Below are 11,951 nucleotides of genomic sequence, written 5' to 3' on the forward strand. Positions count from 1 at the left end.
GCCCTCGAGGCTCGCGGCATGGATGCCGTTCGTTGTACCATCGCAGCACATCCGTTTTCCCCGCAATTCATGAGAATCCTCGGCATCGACCCCGGCTTGCGTGTCACCGGCTTCGGCGTGATCGAGCGTCACGGCCATCAGCTCACGTATGTCGCAAGCGGCGTCATCCGCACGGCCGATGCCGATCTGCCCACGCGCCTCGGCACCATCTTCGAGGGCGTCTCCACGCTGATCCGCCAGCACGCGCCCGATCAGGCCGCGATCGAAAAGGTCTTCGTCAACGTCAATCCGCAGTCGACGCTCCTGCTGGGGCAGGCGCGCGGCGCGGCGATTTGCGGGCTGGTTTCGGGCGGCGTGCCGGTGGCCGAGTACACCGCGCTGCAGCTCAAGCAAGCCGTGGTGGGCTACGGACGCGCGACCAAGGAGCAGATGCAGCAGATGGTCGTGCGCCTGCTCGCCCTCACGGGCACGCCCGGCACCGACGCGGCCGACGCGCTCGGCATGGCGATCTGTCATGCCCACGGCGGGGATGCGCTTGCCACGCTCGGCGGGCTTGCGCCTGCGCTCGCGAAGAAGGGCATGCGGGTGCGGCGTGGACGGTTGATAGGCTGAATGCGAGGCTGAATGCGCGGCTGATGCGCGTGGCCGAACGGCCAACGTTCCGGCCGCGCTCTCCGTACTGCCCTGCCCTGGGCTACACTCCTGAGCTTTCCCTCATCACAGAAACCGCCATGATCGGTCGCATTGCCGGCGTATTGCTGGAAAAGAACCCGCCGCACCTGCTTATCGACTGCAACGGCGTCGGCTACGAAGTCGACGTGCCGATGAGCACGTTCTACAACCTGCCCGGCACCGGCGAAAAAATCGTGTTGCTCACGCAGATGATCGTGCGCGAAGACGCGCATCTGCTCTTCGGCTTCGGCACGCAGGAAGAGCGCGCGACGTTTCGCGAACTGCTCAAGATCAGCGGCATCGGCGCGCGCATGGCGCTCGCCGTGCTCTCGGGCATGAGCGTGCACGACCTCTCGCAAGCGGTCACACAGCAAGATGCGGCGCGCCTCACGCGCGTGCCCGGCATCGGCAAGAAAACGGCCGAGCGTCTGCTGCTCGAACTCAAGGGCAAGCTCGGCGCGGACCTCGGCGCGATGGCCGCCGCAGCATCCCCTTCCGACCACGCAAACGACATCCTCAACGCGCTGCTCGCGCTCGGCTATTCGGAGAAGGAAGCGCTCGCCGCGATCAAGAACGTGCCCGCCGGGACCGGTGTTTCCGAAGGCATCAAGCTCGCGCTCAAGGCGCTTTCGAAGGGCTGATCGCCGTCGCGCAGGCCTGCGCTGGGCTGTTAGTTGCGGCGCCATCGTGGTGCTCGGGACGGTCCGCCGCCGCATAGTCTGCGCGGTACAATCGCTGGATGATCGAAACCGACAAACTCGCCGCCAACCACGCCGGCGCCGACCGCGTGATCGCCGCCACGCCCACCTCGACTCACGAGGAAGCGTTCGAACGCGCGTTGCGCCCGCGCCAGCTCGACGAATATGTCGGCCAGGAAAAGGTGCGCGGCCAGCTCGAGATTTTCATCGAGGCAGCGAAGCGCCGTTCCGAACCGCTCGACCACGTGCTGTTGTTCGGGCCACCGGGCCTCGGCAAGACCACGCTTGCGCACATCATCGCGCGCGAAATGGGGGTCAATCTGCGGCAGACGTCGGGCCCCGTGCTGGAGCGCGCGGGCGATCTCGCGGCGCTGCTCACCAATCTCGAAGCCAACGACGTGCTCTTCATCGACGAAATTCACCGGCTCTCGCCGGTCGTCGAGGAAATCCTGTACCCGGCGCTCGAGGACTACCAGATCGACATCATGATTGGCGAAGGGCCGGCCGCGCGCAGCGTGAAGCTCGACCTCCAGCCGTTCACGCTCGTGGGCGCGACGACGCGTGCGGGCATGCTCACGAATCCGCTGCGCGACCGCTTCGGCATCGTCTCGCGCCTCGAGTTCTACAACTCGAGTGAGCTTTCGCGCATCGTGCAGCGCTCCGCTTCACTGCTCGGCGCGCAGATTCACCCTGACGGCGCGCTCGAAATCGCGCGCCGCTCGCGCGGCACGCCGCGTATTGCGAACCGCCTGCTGCGGCGCGTGCGCGACTACGCCGAAGTCAAGGCCGACGGCTCGATCACCGCCAAGGTCGCCGACGCCGCGCTGCGCATGCTCGACGTCGATCCCGTAGGCTTCGACCTGATGGACCGCAAGCTGCTCGAAGCCATCTTGCACAAGTTCGACGGAGGCCCGGTGGGCGTGGACAACCTGGCCGCAGCAATCGGCGAGGAGCGCGACACGATCGAGGACGTGCTCGAGCCGTATTTGATCCAGCAGGGCTATCTGCAGCGCACGCCGCGCGGCCGCGTGGCCACGCAACTCAGCTACCGCCACTTCGGCCTCACGGTGCCGGACGACGCATCGGCGGGCGGCGACTGGGCACCGGACGCGTCGTAAGGCGCGGCACATCTCCGCGGCACCCTCCATAACGCAACGTCACCGCAGCGCGAGCGAGAGCACGATGTCCGATCACGCCGGCCTCCCTCCCAACGCTCCAGAGCCGACCGGCTTTGCCGGTCAACTCGCGCGCCGCCTGCGCATGACGCTCGCCGAAAGTATCACGCACCTCACCACCGGCAGCGGCCCGAGACTCGATTACTCGAATCCACCGGGCGACCCCGGCCTCTTCGGCCCCGACGCCGTTTGCTGGAAAGTCCACGCCGATTTCGCCGCGATGATGGCGGGCGGCGTCAGTGCACTGCTGCTTCAGGCGCTGCATCCGCTCGCGCTCGCCGGTGTGTGGGACCATTCGACGTTTCGCATCGACATACTCGGGCGGCTGCGGCGCACCGCCACCTTCATTGCGGGCACGACGTACGGCAGCCGCGCCGACGCGCTGGCTTTGATCGAACGCGTCAAGACGATCCACGTCGCCGTGACGGGCGTCACGCCCGATGGCCGCCCCTATCGCGCGAGCGATCCCGCGTTGCTGACGTGGGTGCACGTGGCCGAAGTCTCGAGCTTTCTCGGCGCGTATTTGCGCTTCGTGAATCCCGCGCTGCCGGGTGAGATGCAGGATCAGTACTACGCCGAAGTCGCGCGCATTGCCGAACTGCTGGGCGCGACGAACGTGCCGCGCTCGCGCGCCGAAATCGCTGCGTATTTGCAGTCGATGCAGCCCGAACTCGTCGCGAGCGACCGCACGTTCGAGGTCGTGCGCGTGCTCATGGTGGCGCCTGCGCCGCGCCCAGGAATGCGCCCCGCCGGCGCGCTGATCAGGAACGCGGGCATCGACCTGTTGCCGCCCTTCGCGCAACAGATGCTCGGTTTCGACTCCTTCGCCTTCGCGCGCCGCGCGCTCGTGCGGCCCGGCATGCGAGCGATCGCACCGGTATTGCGCTGGGCGCTCGTCAATGGCGTGTCGAAACGCGCGCGGCGGCGGGCTGCGGCAAAAGCCACGCAATAAGCGCGGCGCAATAGAAAAACGGCCAACCCGCCTGGCGCCGGTTGGCCGTTCCGTTTGCAGCGCGCCGATGCGGCTGGGCGCCTGCGTACTTACATCTTCACCACGTCGAGCAGCGTCTTCTTGCCCGCCTTGTAGTTGTAGAGCGAGATCACGCCGTGCTTGAGGTCGCCCTTCGCATCGAAGGTCGTCTCGCCAATCACGCCCTTGTAGTCCGTGCCCGGGATCTGCGCGAGGATCTTCGCGTGGTCGGTGGAGTTCGCGCGCTTCATCGCATCGACGACGATGTACACCGCGTCATACGTGAACGGCGCATCGAATTCGATCGGGTGACCGAAGCGCTTCTGATACTTCGCCGCGAACGCCGCACCGCCGTTCATGCGCTCGACCGCCATGCCGGCCTGCGAGCAGACGATATTGTCCGTCGCCGCGCCCGCGAGCTCCGCGAGGCTTTCCGTGCACACGCCGTCGCCCGACAGCACCTTCGCGCGCAGACCGAGTTGCTTCGCCTGCTTCGCGAACGGGCCACCGGTAGCGTCCATGCCGCCGTACATGATTGCGTCGGGGTTTTCGCCCTTGATCTTCGTCAGAATGGCGCGGAAGTCGACGGCCTTGTCGTTGGTCGCGTCGTGCGAGAGCACCTTCATGCCCAGCGACTTCGCCGTCTTCTCGAACTCGTTAGCGAGGCCCTGGCCGTACGCGGTCGAGTCGTCGACCACGGCCACGGTCTTCACGTTCAGGGTCTTCGCCGCATAGTCGGCGAGCGCGGGGCCTTGCTGGGCGTCGGTCGCAACCACGCGGTACGTGGTCTTGAAGCCCTGCTGCGTGTACGAAGGATTGGTCGACGACGGCGAGATCTGCACGATGCCCGCGTCGCTGTAAATCTTTGAAGCCGGAATCGATGCGCCCGAATTCAGATGGCCAATCACGGCAGCGACCTTGTCGTCGACCAGCTTCTGCGCGACCTGGGTGGCCTGGCGCGGGTCGGCGGCGTCGTCCTGGGCGTCGAGCGCGAGCGTGACCTTCTGGCCGTCGATCGTGAGACCCTGGGCGTTGATTTCCTCGATAGCGAGGCGCGCGCCGTTCTCGTTGTCCTTGCCGAGGTGAGCCGAACCGCCCGTAAGCGGCCCGACGTGGCCAATCTTGACGACCTGGTCGGCCGCCGCATTGCCCGACAGCGCTGCGAGCGCCATGACCGCTGCGCTCACCGGCAGCAGTTTGTGAAGCTTGAACGTCATTGATCTTTCTCCTGCGTGTTTTTCTGGGAATACCCGTTCGTATAACAACCTTGGGCACGCGGCTTCACGCTTGTCATGCGCGCGCGTCCCTCTTCAACGCAGGGCCAGGCCTCGCGCCCGGTTGCCAAAGTGCCCAAAGGTCCGACAAATGTTAGCAGGACGCTTAACTTTGCGGTTGGGCTTTGGAAAGAACCCGCAAGCGAGCGGAAAGAAAATAGCTGGGGCCTTAGCCTGAACTCGGGCGCGGCCCAGGAACAACGGGGATGAACAACGCGGGGATGGGAAAGGCTGAAAAAAACAGGACAGCGCGGCTGGACACCGCGCTGTCTGGGAAAACAGGTTAGCGCCCCGCCTCGGGCGTGCGCTTGAAGCCATCGTCGGCGCTGACACCGCCCAGATGCGCCACGTCGCCCCATGCGACAACGCGCGCCTGCGTCACGTAGTCGTCGCGTTCGAAATCGACGACGTTCGCGCTCGTGTTGAGAAGCGGCCACGCGCGCGGCGCGTCGAGCGTGAGGCCGTTCGCGAACCGGTACACGCAGTCGAGCACGCCGCCGTGCGCAACGCACGCAATACGGCCGCCCGGATGCCTGGTCAGGATCGGCTCGAGCGCGTGTAGCACGCGGTGGTAGAACTCGCGCTGCGACTCGCCCTCGGGCGGCGCGAAGCCAGGGTCGCGCGTTTGCCAGTGCGCGTACTCGTCCGGAAAGCGCTCGGCGATTTCGTCGCTGTCATGGCCCTGGAACGCGCCATAGTTGCGCTCGCGCAGCCCGTCGGTGAGCTGCACCGGCAAACCCAAGGCTTCGGCAATGGGCTGCGCCGTCTGTTGCGCGCGCAACAGGTCGCTAGACCAGATTGCGTCGATCCGCGCGCCCGACTGCACTTCTTTCGCGAGCCGCGCGCCGAGTTGCTGCGCCTGTGCCACCCCGCTTTCAGCGAGCGGAATGTCGATATGCCCCTGGATGCGCTTGATGCGGTTCCAGTCCGTTTCGCCGTGGCGGATAAAGAGGATCTGCGTATTCATGGTTCAGTTGCGCACTTGCAGCCAGAACGTGACCGGGCCGTCGTTGACGAGCGACACCTGCATGTCGGCGCCGAACTCGCCGGTCTCGACGGTCGTGTGTTTCTCGCGCGCGGCAGCGACGAAATAATCGAACAGACGCCGCCCCTCTTCGGGCGGCGCGGCCGGCGTGAAGCTCGGGCGCAGGCCGCTGTTCGTATCTGCGGCGAGCGTGAACTGCGAGACGAGCAGCAGGCCGCCGGGGGCACCATTGCCGTCGATGTTCTGCACGCTCAGGTTCATCTTGCCCGCCGCGTCGCTGAACACGCGATAGCCGAGCAGCTTCGCGAGCAGCTTGTCGGCGTTGGCCTCGGTGTCGCCGCGCTCGGCACACACCAGCGCGAGCAGCCCCTGGCCGATCGCACCGGTCACGCGCTCGCTGCCGCCTTGCGCCACGCGCACTTCCGCGCGGCGCACGCGCTGGATCAGCGCAATCATGCGGTGAGCGTCACGCGCGCAAAGCGCCGCTTGCCCACTTGCACGACGAACTCGCCCGCCTCGATCTTGAGGCCCTTGTCGGAGACGGTAGCGCCGTCGATCTTCACGCCGCCCTGCTCGATGTTGCGCAGTGCTTCGCTCGTGGACGGCACGAGCCCCGCCTGCTTGAGCAACTGGCCGATGGCAAGCGGCGCGCCCGCGAGCGTGACCGACGGAATGTCGTCCGGCACGCCGCCCTTCGCGCGGTGGTTGAAGTCTTCGAGCGCGCGCCCGGCGTCGGCCTGCGAGTGAAACCGCGCGACGATTTCCTGCGCGAGCAGCACCTTGAAATCGCGCGGGTTGCGGCCCGCTTCGATTTCGCGCTTGAAGCCCTCGATCTCGTCCATCGGGCGGAACGAGAGCAGCGTGAAGTAACGCCACATCAGCACGTCGGAAATGGACATGAGCTTGCCGAACATGTCGTTGGGCTTCTCGCTGATGCCGATGTAGTTATTCTTCGATTTCGACATCTTCTCGACGCCGTCGAGGCCTTCGAGCAGAGGCATCGTAAGAATGCACTGCTGTTCCTGGCCGTACTGCTTTTGCAGTTCACGGCCAACGAGCAGGTTGAACTTCTGGTCCGTACCGCCGAGCTCGAGGTCCGCATTGAGCGCGACCGAGTCGTAGCCCTGCATGAGCGGATACAGGAATTCGTGGATCGAGATGGGCACGCCGCCCTGGAAGCGCTTGGTGAAATCCTCGCGCTCCAGAATGCGCGCAACCGTGTAGCGCGACGCGAGCTTGATCATGCCGTCGGCGCCGAGCGGCATCGACCATTCGCTGTTGTAGCGGATTTCGGTCTTTTCACGGTCGAGCACGAGCGCGGCCTGCTCGAAGTATGTTTTCGCGTTCGATTCGATCTGTTCGCGCGTGAGCGGCGGCCGCGTGGCGTTGCGGCCCGACGGGTCGCCGATCAGCGAAGTGAAGTCGCCGATCAGGAAGATCACGGTGTGGCCGAGATCCTGCAACTGGCGCATCTTGTTGAGCACGACCGTATGGCCGATGTGGATGTCGGGCGCCGTCGGGTCGAGGCCGAGCTTGATGCGCAGCGGCTTGCCCGTGGCCGCGCTGCGGGCGAGCTTCTGCTCGAATTCTTCTTCGATCAGCAGTTCGTCCACGCCGCGCTTCGTGACGGCAAGCGCGTGACGGACTTCGTCGGTGACCGGAAAGGCGTCTTTTGCGCCGGTGTTGGCGCCGTTGCTGGAGGTGGACTCGTTGCTCATGCTTCGATCGGTTCTGTCGTTAAGTCTGGGTCTAGACCGCAATTTTACGTGATTCGACTCGCGAGGCTGCGGTTTGCGGGTGTTTGTGGGTCGCGCACGCGGCGTTGACTCGCATTCCACGACTTGATCATGATTCTCCAGACCAACGAGATCGAGCATGGGGGTCTGAAGCCAGGAGCGGACAACAGTCAGCCGATCGGCTTACGCTCGAACGGCATTGCGCCGATAATTCCCTCGCAGGGCACTGAATTGCATTGATAAAGGAGCAGAACGTGGCGCCACGCGACGCACGAAACGAGAGCGCACACGCCGCCGACGGCGTGTATTTCGGCCTGATGTCGGGCACGAGCATGGATGGCGTGGACGGCATTGCCGTGCGCTTCGAGGCTGGCCAGCGGCCAGTGGTGCTGGCCGAGGCCTTCGTCGGCTTCGCGCAGGGGCTGCGCGAAGCGCTCTTTTCGTTGCAGCAGCCAGGCGAGAACGAGATCGAGCGCGAGGCGCTCGCCGGCAACGCACTCGCGGCCCGCTATGCGGTGTGCTGCCACGAGTTGCTGCGTGCGGCCAATGTTTCCTCCGGCGATGTGCGCGCAATCGGCGCGCACGGCCAGACCGTGCGGCATCGTCCGGAGAAGGGCTACACGGTGCAGATCCAGAACCCGGCGCTGCTCGCGGAACTCACCCACATCGACGTAATCGCCGACTTCCGCAGCCGCGACGTCGCCTCGGGCGGCCAGGGCGCGCCGCTCGTGCCCGCGTTCCACGCGACGCTGTTCGGCTCGCAGGAAGACACTCGCGTGGTCTGCAACCTGGGCGGCATCAGCAACATCACGGTGCTCTCGTCGACGGGCGCCGTGCGTGGGTTCGATTGCGGCCCGGCCAACGCCCTGCTCGACCTCTGGGCCGAGCGCCATCTGGGCAAGCCCTACGACGAGAACGGCAAGTTCGCCGCCAGCGGCAATCTGCATCAACCGCTTCTGAACGCCCTGATGGACGAACCGTTCTTCGAACAGCAGCCGCCCAAGAGCACAGGCCGCGATCTTTTCAATGCCCAGTGGCTCGACGACAAGCTCAAGGGCTTTGAGTCGCTCACGCCCGCCGACGTGCAGGCCACGCTAGTCGCACTGACCGCCGTGAGCGTGGCGCGCGAGATCGAGCGTCACGCGAGCGATTGCCGCGCCGTGTATGTCTGCGGCGGCGGCGCGCGCAACGCGGCATTGATGGCGGCGCTGCAAAAGGCGCTCGAAACGGGCGGTGTGGCCGGCGTGCCGGTCATGACGACCGAGGCGCTAGGCGTACCGCCGCATCAGGTGGAGCCGCTTGCCTTCGCGTGGCTTGCCATGCGCTGCGTAGCACGCGAGCCGGGCAATCTCGCCGCCGTCACCGGCGCTGCCGGCGAGCGCGTGCTGGGTGCGATCTATCCGCGCTAAAGTGAACGCGCCAAAAAAACGGGGCCGAAGCCCCGTTTTTTATTCGGCAGTCAATCGATCAAACCGAGAACGACGAGCCGCAACCGCACGTGGTGGTCGCGTTCGGGTTCTTGATGACGAATTGCGCGCCATTGAGATCGTCCTTGTAGTCGATCTCGGCGCCGACGAGGTACTGATAGCTCATCGAGTCGATCAGAAGCTGGACGCCGTTGCGGTTCATCACGGTGTCGTCTTCGTTGACCGTCTCGTCGAACGTGAATCCGTACTGGAAGCCCGAGCAGCCGCCGCCCTGCACGAATACGCGCAGCTTCAGCTCCGGGTTGCCTTCCTCGTCGATCAGTTGCTTGACCTTGTCAGCCGCTGCTTCGGTGAAAACGAAGGGACCGGGCATTTCGGTCGCGGTAGTTTCAGTGACAGCGCTCATTCGAACTCTCCAAAAAAGCTTCTAGCCGCTATTGTAGGGCTGTTCCCGATATCGTGCTTAAGCCCACAAAATCAAGGGTTTCTCCAAACTTCTGCAGCTTGCGCGCCACGCGTGGGACGCGCCGAAAAAAACGAAAAAGCCGCCCAGCGCACGGAGCGCGGACGGCTTTTGCAGCAGCGCTGCGCCCCGCGAGGGGCGCAGGCCCAAAGCGCCAATCTGAAATTAACGCTTCGAGAACTGCTTGCGGCGACGTGCCTTGTGGAAACCAACCTTCTTACGTTCCACTTCACGTGCGTCACGGGTGACGAAGCCAGCTTGCGACAGTGCCGGCTTGAGCGTTGCGTCGTAGTCCATCAGCGCGCGCGTGATGCCGTGGCGAACTGCGCCGGCCTGGCCGGTTTCGCCGCCGCCCGTCACGTTCACCTTGATGTCGAACGTCGCGCCGTGGTTCGTGAGTTCCAGCGGTTGACGCACGATCATCAGCGACGTTTCGCGCGAGAAGTAGTCGGCGATGGGCTTGCCGTTGACGACGATTTCGCCCTTGCCCGACTTGATGAAGACACGAGCGACGGCGCTCTTGCGGCGGCCCGTACCGTAATTCCAGTTACCGATCATGTGGGCTCCCCTTAGATCTCGAGCGCCTTCGGCTGTTGTGCCGAGTGCGGGTGCGTTGCTTCTGCGTAGACCTTCAGCTTCTTGATCATCGCGTAACCGAGCGGGCCCTTCGGCAGCATGCCCTTCACGGCCTTCTCGAGCGCGCGGCCCGGGAAGCGTTCTTGCATCTTGCCGAACGTCGTTTCGTAGATACCGCCCGGGTAGCCCGAGTGACGGTAGTACTTCTTGTCGGTGGTCTTGTTGCCCGTGACCTTCAGCTTGCCGGCGTTGATGATGATGATGAAATCACCAGTGTCGACGTGCGGGGTGAACTCAGGCTTGTGTTTGCCGCGAAGACGGCGTGCCACTTCGCTGGCGACACGGCCGAGAACCTTATCCGTCGCGTCAATCACGTACCATTCGCGCTGCACTTCATGTGCCTTGGCGGAAAAAGTCTTCATGATCGATCCAAAAAAAATGCTGTGCCCTGTTTTGGTCCTGCTTGTATGGTGACGCTCGTTGGCGCCGGCGCAGGCTCTCCCTGGTTGGGTTCCCCCATTCTTCCCGCGGGCATGGATGCGGGAAACCTAAGATTATAAAGGGGAATTTGGCCGCGAGTCAAAGTATTGCTTTCGGTGAGGCTGGAGGCGGCAAAACGAAGGTTGCGGACGAAAAAAAGCCCGAACGCGTTGTTCGGGCTTAATCCACTCTTTGGAGGAGGGTGGAGGAGACATGCTGAGGTGTCGTGAAGCACGACAACCAATGAGCCCAATTATACGGATGGCCCTTGTGCGACGCAAGAGCGTTTGCATTGCGAAATTTAACACCATAATGTGAAATTTCATCGAATCGATACATCGACAGAAAAACTCATAAAAATCAGCATCTTGTCAATTCGTCACACGAAAGGTACGCAGAAGCACTAGAGCGAAACCCCTAATTGCGTAAGAAAAAACCGTCTTGTCTACAGGATGTCGCGCCGCAACATACACGCACGTGGCATAAGGCGCGCGCGGCCATGTCCCCCCGGACATACCAGTAAGGTGCGGGCTACAATGCCGTCTGAATCAAGAAACCGCGCAGAGGCATACGCACATGGAATGCAAAGTTAGCTGGATGGGACAAGACGGCATGGCGTTCGCAGCCGAAACGGGCAGCGGCCATCTCGTCAACATGGACGGCGCGCCGGAAGGCGGCGGCCACAACCTCGCACCGCGGCCGATGGAAATGGTGCTGCTCGGCACCGGCGGCTGCACGGCGTACGACGTGGTGCTGATCCTGAAGAAGAGCCGCCAGGAAGTGAGCGGCTGCAGCGTGACGCTCAAGGCCGAGCGTGCGAGCGAAGACCCGAAGGTCTTCACGAAGATCCACTTCCACTTCACCGTGACCGGCAAGAATCTGAACCCGGCCACCGTCGAGCGCGCAATCAACCTCTCGCACGACAAGTACTGCTCGGCGTCGATCATGATCGGCAAGACCGCCGAGATCACGCATACGTTCGAGATCGTCGCGACCTAAGCCCTGCGGCAAAAGAAAAAGCCGGCGCGGTTCATCGAAGAACCGCGCCGGCTTTTTGCATGAATGAGCTGCAAAGCAGGCCGATAAGCCGGATTCTGTGCACACGCCGCGTCCGAAGACGCGCCGCGCGTGGCAGCCATTCCTCTAGGCGCGCCATTGCTGACGCGCTCAAGCTTCCTACCCGCAGACGGAATGGGGGCCCCATCCTGCATCCCGAAGATGCGCGCCTGCCTACTTGGAATTGCTCCGGGTGGAGGTTACCGTGCCGTCTACGTCACCGCAGACGCGGTGCGCTCTTACCGCACCGTTTCACCCTTACCTGATCCCGACCGAAATCGGGCCATCGGCGGTCTGTTCTCTGTTGCCCTGTTCCGCGTGTCGCCACGGATGGCCGTTAGCCATCACCCTGCCCTGTGGAGTCCGGACTTTCCTCGCCCCCTCGACCGAAATCTCGGGGCCGCGACTGCCTGGCCTGCTTTGCGAGGCGCGATATTAG

Annotated in this window: 13 protein-coding genes and 1 other RNA gene; 6 read left to right on the plus strand and 8 right to left on the minus strand. The window is 64.1% G+C overall.

The window, feature by feature from the left end:
* Window positions 1–69: 69 nt before the first annotated feature.
* From ruvC to JMY28_RS02520, 4 genes are all read left to right on the plus strand, one after another.
* The gene (gene ruvC / locus JMY28_RS02505) at window positions 70–612 is read left to right on the plus strand and encodes a crossover junction endodeoxyribonuclease RuvC (protein ID WP_028201962.1); all 543 of its coding nucleotides are present in this window, start codon (window positions 70–72) and stop codon (window positions 610–612) included.
* Between the two features lie 119 nt (window positions 613–731).
* Window positions 732–1,313: a Holliday junction branch migration protein RuvA gene (gene ruvA, locus JMY28_RS02510; RefSeq protein ID WP_201694286.1), complete on the plus strand. Its 582-nt coding sequence runs from the start codon at window positions 732–734 to the stop codon at window positions 1,311–1,313.
* Window positions 1,314–1,411: 98 nt separating this feature from the next.
* The gene (gene ruvB, locus JMY28_RS02515) at window positions 1,412–2,488 is read left to right on the plus strand and encodes a Holliday junction branch migration DNA helicase RuvB (RefSeq protein WP_201694288.1); all 1,077 of its coding nucleotides are present in this window, start codon (window positions 1,412–1,414) and stop codon (window positions 2,486–2,488) included.
* 64 nt (window positions 2,489–2,552) lie between these two features.
* Window positions 2,553–3,497 carry an oxygenase MpaB family protein gene (locus JMY28_RS02520; protein WP_201694290.1) on the plus strand — a complete coding sequence of 315 codons (945 nt, stop codon included), beginning with the start codon at window positions 2,553–2,555 and terminating at the stop codon, window positions 3,495–3,497.
* 89 nt (window positions 3,498–3,586) lie between these two features.
* Here the strand turns inward: JMY28_RS02520 and JMY28_RS02525 are convergent, their stop codons facing one another.
* The 4 genes from JMY28_RS02525 to tyrS all read right to left on the minus strand — a co-directional run bounded on the left by JMY28_RS02525 (window position 3,587) and on the right by tyrS (window position 7,492).
* The gene (locus JMY28_RS02525) at window positions 3,587–4,732 is read right to left on the minus strand and encodes a branched-chain amino acid ABC transporter substrate-binding protein (RefSeq protein WP_201694292.1); all 1,146 of its coding nucleotides are present in this window, start codon (window positions 4,730–4,732) and stop codon (window positions 3,587–3,589) included.
* A 340-nt stretch (window positions 4,733–5,072) separates the two neighbouring features.
* Window positions 5,073–5,756: a histidine phosphatase family protein gene (locus JMY28_RS02530; protein WP_201694294.1), complete on the minus strand. Its 684-nt coding sequence runs from the start codon at window positions 5,754–5,756 to the stop codon at window positions 5,073–5,075.
* A gap of 3 nt (window positions 5,757–5,759) precedes the next feature.
* On the minus strand, window positions 5,760–6,230 hold the full coding sequence (gene dtd / locus JMY28_RS02535; protein WP_201694296.1) for a D-aminoacyl-tRNA deacylase: 471 nt from the start codon (window positions 6,228–6,230) through the stop codon (window positions 5,760–5,762).
* Window positions 6,227–7,492 (minus strand): tyrosine--tRNA ligase, encoded by a 1,266-nt coding sequence (tyrS, locus tag JMY28_RS02540; RefSeq protein ID WP_201694298.1) that lies wholly within the window; start codon window positions 7,490–7,492, stop codon window positions 6,227–6,229. Before tyrS ends, dtd begins: the two co-directional genes overlap by 4 nt.
* Window positions 7,493–7,764: 272 nt before the next feature.
* Here tyrS and JMY28_RS02545 point away from each other — a divergent pair, with 272 nt between their 5' ends.
* A complete protein-coding gene (locus JMY28_RS02545; protein ID WP_268960609.1) occupies window positions 7,765–8,919 on the plus strand; it encodes an anhydro-N-acetylmuramic acid kinase in 1,155 nt (384 codons plus the stop codon).
* A 58-nt stretch (window positions 8,920–8,977) separates the two neighbouring features.
* On the opposite strand, the gene erpA is transcribed toward JMY28_RS02545, so the two are convergent.
* From erpA to rplM, 3 genes are all read right to left on the minus strand, one after another.
* Window positions 8,978–9,343 (minus strand): iron-sulfur cluster insertion protein ErpA, encoded by a 366-nt coding sequence (gene erpA / locus JMY28_RS02550; RefSeq protein ID WP_042262553.1) that lies wholly within the window; start codon window positions 9,341–9,343, stop codon window positions 8,978–8,980.
* A 222-nt stretch (window positions 9,344–9,565) separates the two neighbouring features.
* Entirely contained in the window at window positions 9,566–9,958 is a 393-nt protein-coding gene (gene rpsI / locus JMY28_RS02555) for a 30S ribosomal protein S9 (protein WP_028201950.1), read from the minus strand.
* Between the two features lie 11 nt (window positions 9,959–9,969).
* Window positions 9,970–10,398 (minus strand): 50S ribosomal protein L13, encoded by a 429-nt coding sequence (gene rplM / locus JMY28_RS02560; RefSeq protein ID WP_028201949.1) that lies wholly within the window; start codon window positions 10,396–10,398, stop codon window positions 9,970–9,972.
* A gap of 634 nt (window positions 10,399–11,032) precedes the next feature.
* Between rplM and JMY28_RS02565 the strand changes: the two genes are divergently transcribed.
* Window positions 11,033–11,455 (plus strand): OsmC family protein, encoded by a 423-nt coding sequence (locus JMY28_RS02565; protein WP_201694300.1) that lies wholly within the window; start codon window positions 11,033–11,035, stop codon window positions 11,453–11,455.
* A 68-nt stretch (window positions 11,456–11,523) separates the two neighbouring features.
* Here the strand turns inward: JMY28_RS02565 and rnpB are convergent.
* An RNA gene (gene rnpB, locus JMY28_RS02570) (RNase P RNA component class A) lies at window positions 11,524–11,934 on the minus strand.
* Between the last annotated feature and the right edge of the window lie 17 nt (window positions 11,935–11,951).

The organism is Paraburkholderia hiiakae, from assembly GCF_904848665.1.
GTDB lineage: Bacteria > Pseudomonadota > Gammaproteobacteria > Burkholderiales > Burkholderiaceae > Paraburkholderia > Paraburkholderia hiiakae.

Bases quoted from the DNA above. Each gene is read 5' to 3' on its own strand.
- ruvC (WP_028201962.1), top strand. From the start codon at position 70: ATGAGAATCCTCGGCATCGACCCCGGCTTGCGTGTCACCGGCTTCGGC.
- ruvA (WP_201694286.1), top strand. From the start codon at position 732: ATGATCGGTCGCATTGCCGGCGTATTGCTGGAAAAGAACCCGCCGCAC.
- ruvB (WP_201694288.1), top strand. From the start codon at position 1,412: ATGATCGAAACCGACAAACTCGCCGCCAACCACGCCGGCGCCGACCGC.
- JMY28_RS02520 (WP_201694290.1), top strand. From the start codon at position 2,553: ATGTCCGATCACGCCGGCCTCCCTCCCAACGCTCCAGAGCCGACCGGC.
- JMY28_RS02525 (WP_201694292.1), bottom strand. From the start codon at position 4,732: ATGACGTTCAAGCTTCACAAACTGCTGCCGGTGAGCGCAGCGGTCATG.
- JMY28_RS02530 (WP_201694294.1), bottom strand. From the start codon at position 5,756: ATGAATACGCAGATCCTCTTTATCCGCCACGGCGAAACGGACTGGAAC.
- dtd (WP_201694296.1), bottom strand. From the start codon at position 6,230: ATGATTGCGCTGATCCAGCGCGTGCGCCGCGCGGAAGTGCGCGTGGCG.
- tyrS (WP_201694298.1), bottom strand. From the start codon at position 7,492: ATGAGCAACGAGTCCACCTCCAGCAACGGCGCCAACACCGGCGCAAAA.
- erpA (WP_042262553.1), bottom strand. From the start codon at position 9,343: ATGAGCGCTGTCACTGAAACTACCGCGACCGAAATGCCCGGTCCCTTC.
- rpsI (WP_028201950.1), bottom strand. From the start codon at position 9,958: ATGATCGGTAACTGGAATTACGGTACGGGCCGCCGCAAGAGCGCCGTC.
- rplM (WP_028201949.1), bottom strand. From the start codon at position 10,398: ATGAAGACTTTTTCCGCCAAGGCACATGAAGTGCAGCGCGAATGGTAC.
- JMY28_RS02565 (WP_201694300.1), top strand. From the start codon at position 11,033: ATGGAATGCAAAGTTAGCTGGATGGGACAAGACGGCATGGCGTTCGCA.